16 protein-coding genes are annotated in these 18,109 nt (G+C 64.1%); 8 read left to right on the top strand and 8 right to left on the bottom strand.

Annotation, left to right across the window (positions count from 1 at the left end; genetic code table 11):
• Nucleotides 1-12 precede the first annotated feature (12 nt).
• Genes BLU32_RS07890 through BLU32_RS07880 form a run of 3 tightly spaced genes read right to left on the bottom strand, consistent with a single transcriptional unit; the run spans nt 13 to nt 4,648 of the window.
• Nucleotides 13-1,209, bottom strand: a complete 1,197-nt coding sequence (locus BLU32_RS07890) for a hypothetical protein (RefSeq protein ID WP_093805918.1) — start codon at nt 1,207-1,209, stop codon at nt 13-15.
• A 5-nt stretch (nt 1,210-1,214) separates the two neighbouring features.
• A complete protein-coding gene (locus tag BLU32_RS07885; RefSeq protein ID WP_093805916.1) occupies nt 1,215-2,840 on the bottom strand; it encodes an AMP-binding protein in 1,626 nt (541 codons plus the stop codon).
• A complete protein-coding gene (locus tag BLU32_RS07880; protein ID WP_197673718.1) occupies nt 2,837-4,648 on the bottom strand; it encodes an extracellular solute-binding protein in 1,812 nt (603 codons plus the stop codon). The genes BLU32_RS07885 and BLU32_RS07880 overlap by 4 nt, the downstream gene beginning before the upstream one ends.
• 421 nt (nt 4,649-5,069) lie before the next feature.
• Here BLU32_RS07880 and BLU32_RS07875 point away from each other — a divergent pair, with 421 nt between their 5' ends.
• Nucleotides 5,070-5,696 (top strand): invasion associated locus B family protein, encoded by a 627-nt coding sequence (locus BLU32_RS07875; RefSeq protein ID WP_093805912.1) that lies wholly within the window; start codon nt 5,070-5,072, stop codon nt 5,694-5,696.
• A gap of 120 nt (nt 5,697-5,816) precedes the next feature.
• Here the strand turns inward: BLU32_RS07875 and hspQ are convergent, their stop codons facing one another.
• The 3 genes from hspQ to BLU32_RS07860 all read right to left on the bottom strand — a co-directional run bounded on the left by hspQ (nt 5,817) and on the right by BLU32_RS07860 (nt 8,355).
• Nucleotides 5,817-6,140 (bottom strand): heat shock protein HspQ, encoded by a 324-nt coding sequence (hspQ, locus tag BLU32_RS07870; protein WP_093810747.1) that lies wholly within the window; start codon nt 6,138-6,140, stop codon nt 5,817-5,819.
• A gap of 135 nt (nt 6,141-6,275) precedes the next feature.
• Nucleotides 6,276-7,316, bottom strand: coding sequence for a CoA ester lyase (locus BLU32_RS07865; RefSeq protein WP_093805910.1), 1,041 nt, complete (start codon nt 7,314-7,316; stop codon nt 6,276-6,278).
• A gap of 118 nt (nt 7,317-7,434) precedes the next feature.
• A complete protein-coding gene (locus BLU32_RS07860; RefSeq protein ID WP_093805908.1) occupies nt 7,435-8,355 on the bottom strand; it encodes a lysophospholipid acyltransferase family protein in 921 nt (306 codons plus the stop codon).
• A 155-nt stretch (nt 8,356-8,510) separates the two neighbouring features.
• Between BLU32_RS07860 and BLU32_RS07855 the strand changes: the two genes are divergently transcribed.
• Entirely contained in the window at nt 8,511-9,464 is a 954-nt protein-coding gene (locus BLU32_RS07855; RefSeq protein ID WP_093805906.1) for an AEC family transporter, read from the top strand.
• 13 nt (nt 9,465-9,477) lie between these two features.
• Entirely contained in the window at nt 9,478-10,560 is a 1,083-nt protein-coding gene (locus BLU32_RS07850; protein ID WP_093805904.1) for a CaiB/BaiF CoA-transferase family protein, read from the top strand.
• A gap of 13 nt (nt 10,561-10,573) precedes the next feature.
• Here BLU32_RS07850 and BLU32_RS07845 read toward each other — a convergent pair whose 3' ends face one another.
• The gene (locus BLU32_RS07845; protein ID WP_093810745.1) at nt 10,574-11,821 is read right to left on the bottom strand and encodes a UbiH/UbiF family hydroxylase; all 1,248 of its coding nucleotides are present in this window, start codon (nt 11,819-11,821) and stop codon (nt 10,574-10,576) included.
• Nucleotides 11,822-12,008: 187 nt separating this feature from the next.
• On the opposite strand from BLU32_RS07845, the gene BLU32_RS07840 reads away from it, so the two are divergent.
• From BLU32_RS07840 to BLU32_RS07830, 3 genes are all read left to right on the top strand, one after another.
• Complete coding sequence (locus tag BLU32_RS07840) at nt 12,009-12,971, top strand: DUF2182 domain-containing protein (protein ID WP_157727568.1); 963 nt, start codon at nt 12,009-12,011, stop codon at nt 12,969-12,971.
• Between the two features lie 148 nt (nt 12,972-13,119).
• The gene (locus BLU32_RS07835) at nt 13,120-13,860 is read left to right on the top strand and encodes a phosphatidylcholine/phosphatidylserine synthase (RefSeq protein WP_208976994.1); all 741 of its coding nucleotides are present in this window, start codon (nt 13,120-13,122) and stop codon (nt 13,858-13,860) included.
• A 100-nt stretch (nt 13,861-13,960) separates the two neighbouring features.
• Nucleotides 13,961-14,686 (top strand): TerC family protein, encoded by a 726-nt coding sequence (locus BLU32_RS07830; protein ID WP_093805900.1) that lies wholly within the window; start codon nt 13,961-13,963, stop codon nt 14,684-14,686.
• Between the two features lie 9 nt (nt 14,687-14,695).
• Here BLU32_RS07830 and BLU32_RS07825 read toward each other — a convergent pair whose 3' ends face one another.
• On the bottom strand, nt 14,696-15,961 hold the full coding sequence (locus BLU32_RS07825; RefSeq protein WP_093810741.1) for a SulP family inorganic anion transporter: 1,266 nt from the start codon (nt 15,959-15,961) through the stop codon (nt 14,696-14,698).
• Nucleotides 15,962-16,111: 150 nt separating this feature from the next.
• Here BLU32_RS07825 and BLU32_RS07820 point away from each other — a divergent pair, with 150 nt between their 5' ends.
• The gene (locus BLU32_RS07820) at nt 16,112-17,089 is read left to right on the top strand and encodes a quinone oxidoreductase (RefSeq protein WP_093805898.1); all 978 of its coding nucleotides are present in this window, start codon (nt 16,112-16,114) and stop codon (nt 17,087-17,089) included.
• A 39-nt stretch (nt 17,090-17,128) separates the two neighbouring features.
• The gene (locus BLU32_RS07815; RefSeq protein WP_093805896.1) at nt 17,129-18,070 is read left to right on the top strand and encodes a LysR family transcriptional regulator; all 942 of its coding nucleotides are present in this window, start codon (nt 17,129-17,131) and stop codon (nt 18,068-18,070) included.
• Nucleotides 18,071-18,109 lie beyond the last annotated feature (39 nt).

The raw sequence follows: 18,109 nt of genomic DNA, 5'->3' as shown, positions 1-18,109 counted from the left end.
GCTTGCAAACGGTCACACGAAACTGGTTGAGGCCACAATCGCACCAACGCGGCGCATGAGGCCGGCAGCGGCCTGTGCGTCGCGAAGCACGATCATATCGCCGTGCCCGTCCACCCTAGCAACAAAATCCTCCTCGCGCGATGCGGCAAGGATCGTCGAACGGACAGGATCGCCGACGACGGGCGCGAGCGGATCGTCGTTGGCGGCGCGCGCGGGCAGGGGCGCCGGATGGAGATCCTCCAGCGTCCTGACCAGCGGTGCGCGGCCGCGCGTGCGCAAGGTCGCCGTCAGGCGCGCCAGATAGGCATCGTAGCGCGCTCGGGGCAGAAGCGCGCCCTCTTCCAGATAGATCGAGCGAAACCGGCGGAGAGCGTTGGTTGAAAGCCGGCGGCGCGCGCCGGCGGCGAGAAGCACGCGGAGCCGGATGCCAAGATCCGCCGGATCCGCGGTGCGCAGGACAACATCGCCGCATCCGGCTGCGCACAGCGCGTCGGTTTCATCGGCGGTCGTGGCCATCGCCAGCACCGGCAGGCTGACGTGACGCGGATCGGCGGCTACGCGCTGGAGTACATCGAGCGCGCGCTCCAGCGGAAGATCGATGAACAGGGCATGGCTTCCCGCACTATTAAGCCGGGTACAGACCGTGTGGGGAGACAGCACGCCGTCGAGATCGACGGCGACGCCGGCCTGCGCGAGGGCGGCTCCCGCGTGCTGGCTCATGCCCGCCACCATCAGGCCGCCCGTGCGCGCCGTGGCTTGGGGCCCCTCGGCGGGAAACGGCCCAAGTGCCATGCGGCGTAGGCGGGCCTCCTCCATTCGGACTGATTGGCGCAGGGTCTCGCGTACCCGTCCCGCCATCGTCTCCGGCGTCATCTGCGGCAACATGAACGCATCCGGCAGACGCAGCCAACCGGCCTTCGCCCCCTTGTGCGTTTCGACGATCAGCGGCACACCGACGCCCGCAGCGCGGATGTGGCGGCGCAATCGCTCAAGCCGGGCGAGGGCTGACGGGTCGGGAGCATCGCCGGCAAGATAAACAAGCGCATCGGGGGCAAGCGCGTTCGCCGCCCAAATGCGCTCGGCCGTGTCGAGGTCCAGCACCGGACCATCGCGCCAGGCCGCGCAAAGCGCATCGGCGCGCGGGGCATCGGTGGTGCCGCCACGCGCAAGCGCGATGAAGGGTGCGGGGTGTCTGTCGTCCGGCGCCATGGCGCTCAGGCAACCGCCGCCGCGCGGCCCTGGTCCACGCGCTGGGTGAGTGCGGCACGGTCGACCGTCCCGTTTTCCCGGCGTGGCAGGGCGGCGAGCGACAGGATGCGGTGAGGGATTTCGCCAAGCCCGGCGCATTCCGCGTCCAGATAGGCGAAAAAGCCCTCGACATCGAGCATCAGGCCGCGTTGCGGCACCAGCGCGGCATACAGCCTTGCGCCCAGAATGCCATCCTCGACCAGGAAGGCGGCGGCCTCTTTCATACCCGGAAAGGCGCCGAAAAGGGCATCGAGCGCGGGCAGCGAAGCAACGCCTGGAAGCGATGTGCCGGGCACGCCAAAGGCGGTGATGCCGTTGTCGCCCTGGCGCAGCGGCAGGAGTGTGTCGACGTAGCCGGCCTTGTCTGTGGGGATGCGCACCTTGCAGGCCGGCCAGGCGCTGTCGGCCACCATGGCGCCGCGCACCTTGAGCGTGTTCGGCTGGTTTTCGGTGTCTACGGCGATTTCCAGAAGCGCCGGCCCATTCGGCGCGTTGGACGGCGATGTCACGTGTCCGGTAGCAAAGGGGCGGGGCAGGGCACTGCCGTCGCGCTTGCGCGCGATCATCGCGAATTCATCGGCGATGTGGATGTCGGTCACGTCGCGATTGGTCTGGTGATGCGTGGCGGCGGGCGAATGGGCGTTCCACACTGGCACGATCCGGCAGTCGCCGTTGGTCATGCGCCGTTCCAGTTGCGGCATCAGCGAGCCGGGGCACAGCACCATGTCGGCATCGACGGCATCGGCATGGGCGGCGAGCTTGCGCAGCGAACGCGGGTGATGGAGATGCAGCGTTCCGCCGCTCAACAGCCATGGCATCAGGCCGGCGCCGATCCCGGCCATGCCGGTGAGCGCATAGGGCACCACGGTGACCGGCGCCTGGGGGAGCGAGAGTTCCAGATAGGGCATCAGACCGGCGGCGATCCACTGATTGTGGCTGCGGGCGATGGGAAGCGGCTCGCCGCTGGTGCTGTGGGTCCAGGTCAGGGTCGCCACATGGTCCGCCGCATTGGGGTCGCGCCGCCCGGGCGGCGGCGTCATGTCCGCCGGTACTTCCTTCAGCACCTCCGAAAGCTCGATCAGCCCGTCGGCGACCTCGGTTCCCAGGCCGAAGACGAAGCGCAACGAAAACATTTCCGCCGCCGTGTCGCGGGCTTCATGTCCGATGTTGCGACCGCCGAAGCCTTCGCCGGCAACCAGCGCCTTCGCGCCGGCGCGCGACAGCGCTTCCAGAACGTTCTTCTGGCGCCAGTGCAGCGGCAAGGGGGCAACCACCAGGCCGGCGCGCAGGGCGGCGAGAAAGGCGATGACCGCCTCCACCGTGTTGGGGCTTTGCAGGCCGACCACATTGTCGGGCGTGAGGCCGACGGCGGCATAGAACGCGGCGAGCTTCGAGATTTCCTCATCGGCTTGCGCATAGGTCAGCCGGCGCGGCGCGCCCTGCATCGCATCCGAGCGGTCTTGCGGATCGCAAAGCGCGAGACGGTCGGGATGTGCCGTGGCGGTCTTGCGAAACAGCGCATCGAGCGTCACCCGGCCCCAGATGCCGCTTTGCTGATGCGTTTCGATTGTCTTCAGTGGTGTGAGGATCATTGCGCGTCGTCCACAGCCTGTTCGCCGCCGTCTGCGGCCCACCATGCTTCGAAGCGCGGCCCAAACACCGAATGGCGCTCGGGCCGCAGGATTGTCTTCCAGCGTGCCACCCATTTTTCCGGAAGATGAAAAAGCGGCACCACGTAGGCGCCTGAAATCAGAACCCGGTCGAAGGCCCGCACCGCGGCGGTGAAGCTCTCGCCGTCACGCGCCGCAAGCATCGCATCGATCATCGCGTCGGCGGCCGGGTCGCGAACGCCTGCGTAGTTGAAGGAGCCGTCCTGATCGGCCGCGGCGCTTCCCCAGCGATAGCGCTGCTCGTTGCCGGGCGACAGCGACACGGGCCAGTTGTTCAGCACCATGTCGAAATCGAACGTCTGCCGGCGGCGCTGATACTGGGCGCCATCGACGCTGCGGATCGCGGCTTCGACGCCGATTGCCTTGAGCGCACGCTGATAGGCAAGCGCCAGACGCTCCTGATCCTTGGTCGCCACGAGAATCTCGAAGGCAAGCGGTGTTCCGTCGGCGGCTTTCATCGTGCGCCCGTCGATTGCGTAGCCGGCCTCCTTCAGCCCGGTCACGGCAGCACGCAGCACCGTGCGGTCGCGCCCCGACCCGTCGGCCTGCGTCGGCCGCCACGTTCCGTCCACGACGTCGTCGGGAAGCGTCTCGATCCAGGGCGCCAGCAGGCCGCGTTCCAGCGCACTGGCCGGTCGCCCGAGCGAGGAGAGCACCGAACTGTCGAAATAGCCGCCGGTGCGGGTATATAGGTCGTAGTAGAGCGTGCGGTTGACCCATTCGAAGTCGAACAGCATGGCGAGCGCCCGCCGAACGCGCACATCGGCAAACACCGGCCGGCGTGTGTTGAACACGAAGCCGTACATGCCCGCCGGCGTTCCAAGCTCGAACGTTTCCTTCAACACATCGCCGGCATCGACCGCTGGAAACGAAAGGCCCGTGACCCAACGCGCCGGGTCGGCGACGGGAAGAATCGAGACCAGCCCCTTCTTGAAAGCTTCCTGCAGGGTGTTTTCATCGCGGAAATACTCGATTCCGACTTCGTCGAAATTGTAGAGCCCCGTGCGGATCGGCAAGTCCTTCGCCCAGTAGTCGGGATTGCGCCGGTAGACGATCCGGCTGCCGGGATCGACTTCTGCGACAAGATAGGGGCCCGAGCCGACAGGCGGGGTCAGGGTGCTCTTGTCGAACGTCGCGGGATCGATCGTGTGGCTGGCGAAGATTGGCGACAGACCCAGGAGTAGCGGCAATTCACGGTCGGCGCCATCGGCAAAAACGAAGCGCACGGACCGCTCACCGACCTTTTTCATTTTGATGATGCGCGCGTAGCGGGCTCGGAAATGCGGACGCCCCTTGTCGCGCAGGATTTCGAACGAAAAGATCACGTCCTCGACAGTGACCGGCGTGCCGTCGGAAAAGCGCGCCTGCGGATTGAGGGTGAACTCGATCCAGTCGCGTTCCTCGGGCATGCGCACCGATTCGGCCAGAAGCCCATAGAGCGCGAACGGCTCGTCCATGTTGCGATCAAGCAGGCTTTCGAACACCAGCGCGCCGAATTGATTGTCGCGCAGGCCGCGCGCCGTCGTCGTTCCGCCCTGGACAATGAACTGGTTGAGACTGTCGAACGTCCCCTGAACGCCATAGGTGATCGCCCCGCCTTTTTTCGCATCCGGGCTGGCGTAGGGAAGGTGGTCAAAGTCGGCCGGAAGGGCCGGCGCGCCATGCATGGCGATGCCGTGAACCGGTTTCGGTTCTTGCTCGGTCGCACCAACAGGGTTCGCTGGCAGCATTGCGGCGATCAAGACCGCCAAAGGGATGCAGCGCCACGCGTGGGGAATCAGTAGCATGTTTCGTGACCTTGGCTTCATGCGTCCACTTCTAGCGTGCAATCACTTTGGTATGGTTAACAAGGTGTCAAAAAATCGAGGGGAGATGCAGGCCTCGAGAGCGGCGCAATCACCGCGCTCGGGGTAGTGCCAGGGTCGGGGCGGAGGTATTTCCCGGCGGGTGTGGCGGTTTCGGCGCGTCTCTTTCTGGATATTTGCCGCGCTTGCCTGTAAAGATGCGCGCGTGACCATCAGGGCCAACGTGTTGCCGCATTCGTTGCGCACACGGTTGTGGTCATTTGGCACGACAGGATTTTCGGTGCGTGCAGATGGTGAATGTCGCCGCGCGCACTGCAACGACACCAGGGACTTAGGGACGCATTGTATGGCTGAAGGTTTCAAGAAGCATTTGATGGGCCTGTCGCTTGCCGCCGCCATGGCGGTTGGGGCAGCGACAGGCGTATCCGCGCAGACCGTTGAACCGGCGGCAGATACGCCCTGGGTCAAGATCTGCAACACGGACCCGGAGTCCAACAAGGAAATCTGTATCGTTACGCAGGAGTTGCGGACCGACACAGGGCAGTTCCTTGCATCCGTGGCTGTTCGTGAAATCGCCGGCGAGGCGCGCAAGACACTGCTCGTGGCCGTTCCTCCCGGCATGCTGATCCAGCCGGGCCTGCGCGTCCAGGTCGACGGCGGCAAGCAGAGCGAAGCGAAATACAGCATCTGCTTCCCGAACGCCTGCTATTCGGAGCTGGTGATCGACGAGGCCTTCGTCAATTCGATGAAGGCGGGCGGCAATCTCATCCTCACGACGCTTAATCAGCAGGCAAAGCAGGTTCCGTTCCAGTTGACCCTGACAGGCTTCACGAAGGTCTACGACGGAGATCCGATCGACGCGGCCGCGCTTCAGCAAAAGCAGCAGCAGCTCCAGTCGGAGCTTCAAAAGCGCGCGGAACAGGCTCGCCAGAAGCTGATCGACAAGCAGAACGAGGCGACCGGCGCGAACTGATCGCGGCAGGATATGCGTCAGAAAAAGATGGCCGTCGGGGCGTTTGTCCCGGCGGCCTTTTTCTTGGCGGGTTCGATCATCGCAGGGCGCAATTCCGACTGCGTCTCACAAGACACGTCATCAATGCAGGTCGACGTCGCGCGGGAGGTAGGACCCATCGTCCTGCTGCTCGAAGATCTCATCGACCTGAGGATGGCGAACGGGCTCGCCGGTGTCGTCGGGAATGAGGTTTTGTTCCGAAACATAGGCGACGTATTCGGTTTCCGCGTTTTCCGCGAGCAGGTGATAGAAAGGCTGGTCGCGCGCCGGGCGCACGTCATCGGGAATGGCTTCCCACCAGTCTTCGGAGTTGGAAAACGTCGGATCGACGTCGAAGATGATCCCGCGGAAGGGATACACCCGATGACGCACGACCTGACCGATCATGAATTTCGCGGTTCGCATATTCATCTTTGTTCAATTGCACACGGCCCTGCGCATACGCTTTTGAACGGCGCGTGACAAGTCACCTTGCCCTCGCCGGTCTGCCGCGTCTGCTTGCCGGTGCGCCGGCGTCCGGTGAAACGGTCGGGTTCGGGATCACAAACCGTAGAGTTCGGCAAGGTCCGGATCCTTGGCCGCAACAATTCGTGCAAGATCGACGATCACCTTCGCCTGCTTCCAGGTGGCATCGTCCTGCATCTTGCCGTCTATCATCACGGCTCCGGTTCCATCCGGCATGCCTTCCAGAATGCGCAAGGCAAACGCCACTTCTTTCGGTTCCGGGCTGAAGACCCGTTTTGCGATGTCGATCTGGCTGGGGTGGAGAGACCAGGCGCCGGCGCAGCCCATCAGAAACGCGTTGCGAAACTGGGCCTCGCAGGCGGCGGAATCGGAGAAATCGCCAAACGGGCCATAGAAGGCCTTGATACCGGCCGACATGCAGGCATCGACCATCTTTGCAACCGTATAGTGCCACAGATCCTGCTGATAGGCAGTGCGCGCCGTTTCGCCTGCCTCGTCGGAAAGAACCGCGTAGTCCGGGTGCCCGCCGCCGACGCGGGTGGTCTTCATCGCACGCGAAGCGGCGAGATCCGCCGGTCCTAGGCTCATGCCGTGCATACGCGGGCTCGCGGTCGCGATCGCATCGACGTTCTTCACGCCTTCCGCCGTTTCCAGGATCGCATGGACCATGATCGGTCGGGTGATCCCCGCACGGGCCTCGAGCTGGGCGAGCAACTGGTCGATGTAGTGGATGTCCCAGGGACCTTCGACCTTGGGCAGCATGACAACGTCAAGCTTGTCGCCGACCTCGGTCACGATCTCGATCAGGTCGTCGAGCACCCAGGGGCTGTTAAGGCAATTGATGCGCGTCCACAGTCCGGTGGTGCCGAACTCGTTGTCGCGGGCCATCTGGATGAAGCCCTGGCGTGCCGCCGTCTTCTGGTCCGCCGGAATCGCATCCTCCAGATTGCCGAGGACGACATCCACCTTCGAGATCAGATCCGGCACCTTGGCGCGCATCTTCTCGACATGGGGCGGCACGAAATGGATCATGCGCTCAAGCTGCACGGGCAGTTCGCGCAAGGGAGCGGGGGCGCCGATCGCAAGAGGCTGGTAGAACGCACGCGGTGTCTTCAAGGGGTCCTCCCGATACAGGTTCGTCGAGGCCGGGACTGTCCGACTCCGATTGTTTTTCCGAGCCTATCCGCAAATTGTTGCAGTGCATATAGAGTTTGGGTGACAGACTGCCGGTCCTTCAAGGGCGTGCTTTCATCCACTTGCGCATGATCCACATCCACTGGTCCGGATGTTCCCGGATCCAATCCTCGAACATGGCGTGATAAGCGCGGGTCGCGTTTTCCGCATCGCGTTTTCGCTCTCCGGTGCGTTCGAATTCAACGACACGAGCCTCGATGCGAAAGCGGCTCCCGGGCAGGCGGACAACGCGGCAGGCGATTATCGGGACCTTTGCGGCACAGGCGATGGAAGCCGGAAACAGCGTCGCATAGGCGTTGTTGCCAAAAAACGGAACCACGATCCCCCGGCGATCCTGAAGATCGGCCAGCATGGCAATGCGCTCGCCTTTACGCGCCATGCCCAGGAGGCTGCGTGCGGTGTCGTATCCCTTGGGCAGCAGCCCTCCGGGATAGAGCCTCGCCCGCAGGCCGTGCAGGATGGATTCGGTTCGCTGATTCGTCAGCGCCTTGTAGATCCCCACAGGCTCCCACCCGCAAGCAAGCCCGCCCATCGCCGTCACCTCCCAGTTGCCCGCATGCATCGACACGACAATCGCGCCTCCTTCGCCAACGGTCGCTTTCACGTCATCGAGGTCGAATTCGAAACGGTCCGGATCGGCGACGATCCTGTCGAGCTGGAGAGTTTCGGCAGCGATGCGCCCGAGATTTTCCCACATGTTGCGCGCAACTGCGGCGCGCTGGTGCGCGGAAAGGCCGGGCAGGGCACGTTCCAGGTTTTGCAAGGCGCGTTTGTGACGCTTGTTGAAGGGGGCGAGGATCCGCCAGGCCTTGCCCATCAGGAACGCGGCGGCATTTGGCGGCAAAAGACGAAAGAGCGCCAGCACCACCGACAACCCGACCCATTCGGCCGCATGTCTCAGCCGCAGGGCCCATGATGGGCGGACGCTGCCGCTTGCGTCCTTGAAGTGCCGATCTGCCATCATGTTTCGCGCAAACACCCTCTTGCCCCTGGCGGCATCCTGCCGCCGTTGACCCGCATTCGGGAACCCGTTAGGCCTGCGGTGATTAACCAAGCGCCGGGACGAAGGCAACATGGGTGTTCTTTCGACGCCCGCCCGGTTCGCTGGAGACCCCTATGGAAAACGTAATTTCTCTGGCGCTTCCTTTCTTCGGCCTGATCTTTCTTGGCATAGCCGCGGGCAAATTGAAGGAGATTCCGGCCGAGGGTCTGGCCTGGATGCAGTTCTTCATCATCTACATCGCCCTTCCGGCGCTGTTTTTCCGCCTGCTTGCCAAAACCCCGATCGAGGAACTCACCAACATCGGGTATGTGGCGGCCACGACCTTTGCGACCTATTGCGCGTTCGCGGTCGCCTTTTGTGTCGGCGTGTTTGCCTCGCGCGGCAATATTCCCGAGGCAACGATCCAGGCGCTTGCCGGGTCCTATTCGAACATCGGCTACATGGGACCGGGGCTGACGCTCGCCGTGCTCGGGCCCGCCGCCGCCGTGCCGACGGCGCTGGTCTTCTGCTTCGACAACATCCTGCTGTTCACACTCGCGCCCCTCATGATGGCGATTGGCGGAACGGAGAACGAGCCTCCGCTTTCCACGGCGGTGACTGTCCTGCGGCGGATCTTCACCCATCCCTTCATCCTCGCAACCATCGCCGGCGTTCTGGCCGCGGCGGTGGAGTTCCAGCCGCCGCAGGCGATCGACACGTTGCTGACGTACCTCAGCAATGCGGCCGCGCCTTGTGCGTTGTTTGCCATGGGCGTCACCGTGGCGCTTCAGCCGTTGGGGCGCACGCCGCTCGAACTTCCCGTGGTGCTTCTGGTGAAGCTGGTGGTTCATCCGATCATCGTGCTGCTGTTGCTGAACTGGGTCGGCGGTTTCGACCCGGCCTGGGTCGCGACCGCCGTGCTGATGGCGTGTCTGCCGCCGGCGGCGAATGTCTTCGTCATCGCGCAGCAGTACAACGTCTACGTCCAGCGGGCGTCGAGCGCGATCCTGATCGGCACCATCGCCTCCACGGTCACCGTTTCCGCCTTCATCTATCTGATCACCGAAGGGCTCCTGCCACTCAACTGAATGAGGTTCGGCCATGAACGATCAACCGCTCTCGGGCCTTACGGTGATCGATTTCAGCACGTTGCTGCCGGGGCCTCTGGCCACGCTCATGCTCGCGGAGGCCGGCGCCACCGTGATCAAGATCGAACGGCCGGGCGGGGAGGACATGCGCTTCTTTCCGCCGAAATCGGGCGACGTCGGTACGCTTTACGCCATGCTCAATCGTGGGAAACGCTGCCTGGAACTCGATCTCAAGGCGGCAGATGCCCGCGCGCGCATTCTGGAGCTGACCGATGCGGCCGACATTGTGGTCGAGCAGTTCCGACCCGGCGTGATGGCGCGTCTCGGCCTTGGTGCCGATGAGCTGTGCGCACGCAATCCGCGCCTGATCCATTGCTCGATTACCGGGTTCGGCCAGTCCGGACCGCGCGCGATGGAGGCCGGCCACGACCTGAACTACATGGCCTTGACGGGGCTGCTGGCCCTGTCTCGCGGTTCGTTCGATGCGCCGGTTCTGCCGCCGGCGCAATTCGCCGATATCGGCGGTGGCAGCTTTCCCGCGGTGATCAACATCCTGCTTGCGCTTCTTCAGCGCGACCGGACGGGGAAGGGAAGCCGGCTCGACATTGCCATGTGCGACGCGATGTTCACCTTCGCGCTTTTCGCGCAGGCTCAGTTGACGACGCTCGGTCATGCACCGAAAAACGGAGCAGATCTGCTGACAGGGGCTTCGCCGCGCTACCGACTGTATCCGGCGGCCGATGGTCATCTCATTGCTGTCGGCGCGCTGGAAGACAAGTTCTGGCAAGCGCTGTGCGACGCTGTTGAACTGCCGGATCTCCATCGCGACGACCGGCGCGATTCGGAAGCCTGTGCCGCGGCCATGGCTGAGCGGATCGCCAGCCGGACGGCGGCCGAATGGGTGCCCGTGCTGGCCGGCGCCGATTGTTGTGCGACGCCTCTCGCCACGCTGGAAGACGCGTTCCGCGACCCGCATTTCCTGGAGCGCGGACTGTTCGATTTCACAGCGGATGCGGACGACACGCCGATCCCGGCGACGATCGTGCCCATTGATCGCGCGTTCCGCGGCAGGGCTGGCGCGATCGATCCGGACTGATCCCGGGCCGGGACTATCGCAGCGACAGGCCGCGCATCAGCCGGGGCCGAGCCATCATCGGGGCGATCCCCTCGCGCATCATGAGCCTGCGAAGCGGCGAGACCCGGCCTGCGAGATACAGCCCGACGCTGCGAAGCGCCTGAACGGGGAGAAGATCACTCAGCAGCGAGCGGTTAAGCAGGTCGACCGCGGTCGTGCGCGTCGCGATATCCGGGCGCCTGGCCCGCTCATACGCCTGAAGGGCACCGCTTGCGCCGATATCCTCACCCCGCCGGCGTGCGGCGACGAGCATCTCGCCGAGGGCCGCGACATCGCGCAGGCCGAGATTGAGCCCCTGTGCGCCGATTGGCGGAAACACATGCGCGGCTTCCCCGACAAGGGCGCAGCGATTGTCGGCGACGGTGCGCGCGGTCAATCCGCCAAGCGGATAGATCTGCCGCTTGCCGACGATCGTCATCTTGCCGAGAACCGAGGCCGCACGGCGTTCCAGTTCAAGCCCCAGTGCCGCGTCGTCAAGGTCGGCGAGATAGGCCGCATCTTCGGGCGAGACCACGCAAACGAGCGAGGACTTGCGGCCCTTCAGCGGGACGAGCGTGAAGGGCCCGGACGGCGTGTGGAACTCCGTTGAATGATTGTGGTGCGGAACGCCATGCTCCAGAGTCAGCACCAGCGCCGACTGCGGGTAGCGCCAGTCCTTGACGGCGATCCCGGCCGCCTCGCGAACCATGGACTTGCGTCCGTCCGCGCCGATCGCGATGCGCGCGATTACGGTGTCTCCCGCTTCGGTCGTCAGTTCCGCGTGACCTCCTGCCGTTACGAGGGAGGCGAGCTTCGAATCGATTCGCAGGAGTTCGGGCGTCTCGGCGCAGGCCTTCGCCAGTTCGCGGTTGAGATCGAGATTTGCGATGTTGTAGCCGAAGGCGGGGAGTTCCAGTTCGGAGGCATCGAACACCACTTCGGGCGCGCGGATCAGCCGTCCCGTACCGTCGACGATGCGCATGTGGCGGAGCGCCGCCGTATGCGGTTCGATTGCCTCCCACAGATCAAGCGTGCGCAGCATTTCGACCGAGGATTCCAGCAGGGCCGTCGTGCGATCGTCGCCCGCCATCGCCTCCGGCGCGATAAGCGCGGTCCTGAAGCCGTGGCGGGCGAGGAGAAGCGCCATCGCCATGCCCGAGGGACCGGCGCCGACAACGGCGGCATCCACCTCGGTCGGTGCTGCGGGCGTGTCTGTCTTGGCGGCGCTTGCGCGTTTGGCCATGAGGATCTCCATGCCGAGGGTCGACTGTTGTCGACAAGATGACGCGCGCTGAGGATATTGCAAGATTGCACCGCGCGCATATGGTCGCATCCGTAGGCATTCGTATCCGGATCCGCCGGCGGTAATGGTAAAGCGGGCCTGGGAATACACCACGCGGCGAATGCGCTGTGCAAGGCAAGGATGGAGAGTGCAGCCGACCATGACGGTGCATCCGGAAAAGACCGCAGGCACGAAGACCGACGCAGTGCATCCCGTGCGCTCGCTTGCGCGCAATCCGCGTCTGGCGGTCTTTCTCGCCGTTGGATGTGCGGCCGCCGCCGGCTGGATCTATCTCGCCGCCATGGTTGCCGACATGCTGCCCGCCATGGACATGAGCGAGCTCGGGCCGGGGATGGCGCTCTTCAACAGCTTCAATCTGTTCGCCGGGCTGTCCCCCGAAGCGCGCGCAGCGCTTGCGATTATCTGCCTGCCGGAAGGCACGACGACCTTCGGCATGCCGGCCTCCGATATCTGGAGCGTATCGGATGCCGCACTCGTCTTCATCATGTGGGTGATGATGGCGCTGGCGATGATGTTGCCGAGCGCCGCACCGATGATTGCCTCCTATGCGGAACTGCCGCAACCGATGGGCGGGAGCGCGCGCCGTGTAGGCCCGGTCGTCGTGCTCGCGCTTGGGTATCTGTCGATCTGGATCGGCTACGGCGCATTGGCGACGCTGGCGCAAGGTCTGCTGACGGCGGCGCGGATGATGTCGCCGATGATGTCGCCGGCAACGATGGTGCTGGCGGGAACCACGCTCATTGCCGCCGGCATCTATCAGTTCACGCCGGCAAAACTCGCCTGTCTGCTTCGTTGCCAGCGACCGATTCCCTTCTTCATGGAGCGCCGACCCGTCTCCTATGTCGAGGTTTACAGGCTTGGCATCGTTCAGGGCCTGTTGTGCCTGGGGTGTTGCTGGGCCCTGATGACGGTGATGTTCGCAGTCGGGATCATGAATGTCGTCTGGATCGCTGTTCTCGGTTTCCTGATGGCGCTGGAAAAGACGGTGCATCGCCTCTGGATCCCGCGCGCGATCGGTGTTTTCCTGATCCTCTGGGGCGTCTTCGTGCTCGCTCTGTCCGATGCCGGCCAGACGCTGCTGACAGGATAAAACCGGGCTTCAAAGGTTTTGTGGCAGTCGTTTTCTGCAAAATGCATGTGTTCGGTTGCAGTTCAGCCAAGTTGAAGGCATACGAAAGGATTGGGGGCGACAAGACGCCCGCGCCGGAATACCTCCGGCATGACACGAGGCGATGCCTGTGGCGAAAGGCAAATTGGCGGATGCGGAAACGGGCGTGACGGGCCGGCTGAAGAGCGCGCACCCGCTTTTCCTGATTCATGTTCTGACCGCGCTCGGCGCGCCGGTCGCCTTGCTGGCGCTGCTTGCCGGGGCTCAGGGCGACTGGGGCATGCTGTTCGTATGGCTGGGGGTTGCCCTGGTCATCGACGGCGTCGACGGGCCGCTGGCACGACGTTTCGATATCGCGAACCGCATGCCGCAATGGTCCGGCGCATCGCTCGATTTCGTCATCGACTACGCGACCTATGTGTTCTTGCCAGCCTTCGCGCTGGCCGGCAGCGGCATGGTCTCCTCGCCGTGGAACTGGATTTGCGGCGGTCTGATCGTCTTTACCGGCGCGCTTTATTTTGCAGACAACGGCATGAAGCAGCCGGACGGCTCCTTCAAGGGCTTTCCGACCGGTTGGAACATGGCAGTCTTCGGTCTTATGGTGCTGTCCTCCTCTGAAGTCTTCACCATCGTCAGTATCATTGTCTTGTGCGCGCTTACCTTCGCGCCGATCCGTTTCGTGCATCCGGTGCGCGTTGCGCGTTGGCGCCCGCTTACGCTCTTTGTCACGCTGCTCTGGTTCATCGGTGCGGGTCTTGCCATCGCCAACGGGCTTTCGGCCGAAGGTTTGGTGAAATGGCTGCTGGCCGGATCGAGCCTCTATCTTCTCCTGGTCTCGGCCGTTCAACAGCTTCTCGACGCCCTGCGCTGAAACGCGTCCCGCCGGAGTTGGCAGACCCCAGCGTTTCTGCGACTACCGGATGGTCGGCTGCGAACGGCCAAGACCGCTCTGCTATGCGTGAGGCGTTTCCATGATTGATCTTCTGTACGATCCAGCCGTCTGGGCGAGCCTTCTCACCCTGACGGTGATGGAAATCGTTCTCGGCATCGACAACATCATCTTCATTTCGGTGATCGTTGCCCGCCTGGAGCCGAAGACGGCGATGCGCGCCCGCCAGATCGGTTTGGCGCTTGCGCTGGTTTTCCGCATCGCGCTTCTGTCCGTGCTCACGCTGCTGATCGGCCTGACCGCACCGGTCTTCAGCGTGCTCGGCGAAGCGATCTCCTGGCGCGACCTTATCCTGCTCGCCGGAGGTCTCTTCCTGCTTGTGAAGGGGACACATGAAATTCATCAAGGGATCGAGGGGCACCAGGACAACACCTCTTCTGCTGCAGCAGCCGGGTTCGGCGCGGTAATCGCCCAGATCATCGTCATCGACATGGTGTTTTCAGTGGATTCCATCGTTACCGCCATCGGAATGGCCGAACACATCGAAGTGATGGTCGCCGCCGTCGTGATTGCGATGATCGCGATGTATATCGCCTCGGGCCCGATCTCCGCTTTCGTGCAAAAGCACCCGACCACGAAGATGCTGGCGCTCGCCTTCCTGCTTCTTATCGGTGTTGCGCTGATCGCCGACGGTCTGGGCTTTCATATCCCGCGTGGCTACATCTATTTCGCCATGGCGTTTTCGGCCGGTGTCGAGATCATCAACATCCTTGCCGCGTCGCGGCGCAAGGCAAAGAGCCAGGCGTAGTCAGGCGGATCAGCGTTCCGGTGGCGTCCAGTCGCTGTCCTGACGCCGTTTGCTCGCTGCGCGCAAGGCAAGGCCGAGCGCGACACCGACTCCGATCGCCACCGTGAGATCAACGAGCACGGTGAGCACCAGCGTCAGCATGAGCAGCAGGCGGTCGGAGGCCGGCCCTTTCGCGTAGCTGGCCCAGCGGTGCGGCTCGCTCATGTTCCACGCCGTCACCATCAGGAGCGCCGCGAGGGCGGGCATGGCGAGATAGCCGGCCATCGGCGCCGCCAGCAGCATGATCGCCAGGATCACCAGGGCATGGACGATGCCGGCAACGGGCGTGCGGCCGCCGGCCTTGATGTTGGTCGCCGTGCGGGCAATCGCTCCGGTCGCGGGCAGGCCGCCGAAAAGCGCCGACGCGATGTTCGCTGCGCCTTGCGCCGTCAGTTCCGCGTTCGGGCGATGCCGGCCTTCGATCATCCGGTCGGCAACCATCGCGGAAAGAAGCGATTCCACCCCGGCGAGAAATGCGATCACCAGGGCTGAGGGAAGCAGTTCGGTGAAGCGGGCAAAGGAGATTTCCGGAAACTCCGGGGCGGGAAGGCTGGAGGGCAGGGCGCCGAAGCGCGAGCCGAGCGTGTCGACCGGCAGCGCAAGGACCACCACGAGCGCCGATGCCACGCCAACGGCGACGATGAGACCGGGAAAACGAGGCGCGAGGCGGCGCAAACCGACGATGAGTGCAACGGCGACAAGTGCCACGCCCAGCGCTGCGGGCGTGACAGTTTCACGTGCTGTCCAGAGCGCGGCCAGACGATCCAGAAACTCCGCCGGCGCGTCGCGAAGCGTCATTCCCAGGAAATCGGGAATCTGGCTGAAAGCTATGACGATGGCGATGCCGATGGTAAATCCGTTGATGACCGCTTCGGGAACATGGGCGATGAGGTTTCCGGCGCGAAAATAGCCGGCGATCAGCAGAATGAACCCGGCCATGAAGGTGGCGAGCACCAGACCGTCGTAGCCATGATCGGCAATGATTGCGTGCACCACGACGATGAACGCGCCGGTCGGACCGCCGATCTGAACCCGGCTTCCGCCGAGAAGCGAGATCAGAAAGCCGGCGACGATTGCGGTGACAAGTCCTTTTTCCGGGGATGCACCGGAGGCGATGGCGATCGCAAGGCTCAACGGCAACGCCACCATCGCAACGGTCGCGCCCGCCAGAAGGTCGGCGACGAACGAAGACAAATTGTAGGTTTTCAGCGTGGTGAGAATCTTCGGTTGGCGCATGAAACACCGAATAGCACCACGAAGCAGGTCGGCGCCAGCGGTGACCGGGTGCGCCATGATGGCGCAAGGCACGCTTCGCGGGGCTTGCCCGGCGCCGGCGTGCGCCCCATGATCCTGGCAACCGATGATTTCTCAGGGAGAGACACTAAAATGATTCACGCGATCAGGGTGCATGAAACGGGCGGTCCGGACGTGATGAAATGGGAGGAGGTCGAGATCGGCGATCCCGGCGCGGGCGAGGCGCGTGTTCGCCACACCGCAATCGGGCTGAATTTCATCGACACCTACTTCCGCTCCGGCCTGTATCCGGCGCCGGCGGGCATGCCCTTCACTCCCGGCAACGAGGGCGCGGGCGTGGTCACCGCCGTTGGCGAGGGGGTGACCAATGTCTCGCCGGGCGACCGGGTGGCCTATGTCGGGCCGCTCGGCTCCTATGCGGAGGAGCGGCTGGTTCCGGCCGATCGCCTTGTGATCATTCCCGAAGGCGTCGACGACAAGACTGCCGCCGGCATGATGCTGAAGGGCATGACCGCGCGCTATCTGCTGCGCAAGACCTACACCGTAACGCCTGAGACCACGCTGCTTTTTCATGCGGCAGCCGGTGGTGTCGGGCTGATTGTCGGGCAGTGGGCGGCCAAGCTTGGCGCAACGGTGATCGGCACCGTCGGCTCGGCGGAAAAGGCCGAACTCGCCAGGGCGAACGGCTACACACATGTGATCAACTATCGCACGGAAAACTTCGTCGACCGGGTGCGCGAGATCACCGACGGCAAGCTTTGCGACGTCGTCTACGATTCGGTGGGAAAGGACACCTATCCGGGATCGCTCGACTGCCTGCGGCCGCTTGGGCTCTGGGTTTCCTTCGGGCAGTCGTCCGGGCCCATCACCGACTTCAACCTCGCCCTGCTCGGCCCGAAGGGCTCGCTCTTCGCGACCCGCCCGACCCTTTTCACCTATATTGCCTCGCGTGCCGATCTGGAGGAGACGGCCAACGATCTCTTCGAGGTGGTGCGGTCTGGGGACGTGAAGATCCAGGTGAATCAGGAATATGCGCTGAAGGACGCCGTAACGGCGCATGAGGACCTTCAGGGCCGCAAGACCACCGGCACAACGGTGCTCGTTCCCTGATACCGGGTTCGCAGACGGGGAACAGTCAGGGCACCGGAAATGGACAAGTCGCGGCATCTCTACGGGCCGGCCTTGCGGTATTTCGCGGCGGTCGCCCGGGCTGGCTCCATCCGCGCCGCGGCGCGCGAACTCAACATCGCCTCCAGTGCGGTCAACCGGCAGGTTCTCTGGCTGGAGCGAGCTTTGGGGCACGTGCTGTTCGACCGGCTGGCGCGCGGTGTGCGGTTGACGCCGGCCGGCGAGATCCTGCGTGCGCATGTCCTGCGCACGCTGTCCGATTTCTCGGCCACCGCCGGAGAGCTCGACGCGCTCACCGGGATGCGCAGCGGCGCGGTCAGCATCGCCAGCGTGGAAAGCGTGTCGGAAGCGCTGCTGCCGGCCGTCGTTATGGAGTTTCGCAAGCTCTACCCCGGCATCCACGTGTCGGTTCGCATCTCCGGGTCAGACGAGGTTGCGGAGGCCGTCATCGCCGGCCAGACGGATGTCGGCTTTTCCTTCGAGCCACCCGAAGATCCCCGCCTGAATGGCGTCTTTCGTCGGGATCTCGCCATCGGCGCGGTCATGGCGCCGGGGCATCCGTTGGCGAAACGGCATCCGCTGCATCTGGCCGAGTGTCTGGCGCATCCGTTCTGCTTGCCCACGCGCGATCTGTCCCTGCGCAAGCTCATCGATGCGGCCCTTCCCGCCGACGCTCTTGCGGGGCGGGCCTTCGTCGAGGCCAATTCGCTCAGGATGATGAAACGTCTGGCCGCGGCGGGCGAAGCCATCGCCTTCCAGACAATCATCGGTCTCGAGCGGGAGATGGGCCAGGGCGAACTCGTCTTTCTTCCGCTGGCTGATCCGGCACTGAGTCGGGACCGTTTCACCGTGCTCACATCTTCGCATCGAGGGCTGAGCCATGCCGCGCAGGCGTTTTTCGAGCATTCGGTGTCCGCAGTCGGCGATCGGCTTTCTCAAATCGATGCCGATACGGCATCATAGAGATCACGAATCTGTTCTGGTTTACGGACTTTGGGTCGT

Source organism: Stappia sp. ES.058, from assembly GCF_900105595.1.
In the GTDB taxonomy this organism is placed as follows: domain Bacteria; phylum Pseudomonadota; class Alphaproteobacteria; order Rhizobiales; family Stappiaceae; genus Stappia.
The sequence above is the reverse complement of the archived record's forward strand: the minus strand, read 5'-3'. Positions and strand labels throughout refer to the sequence as shown.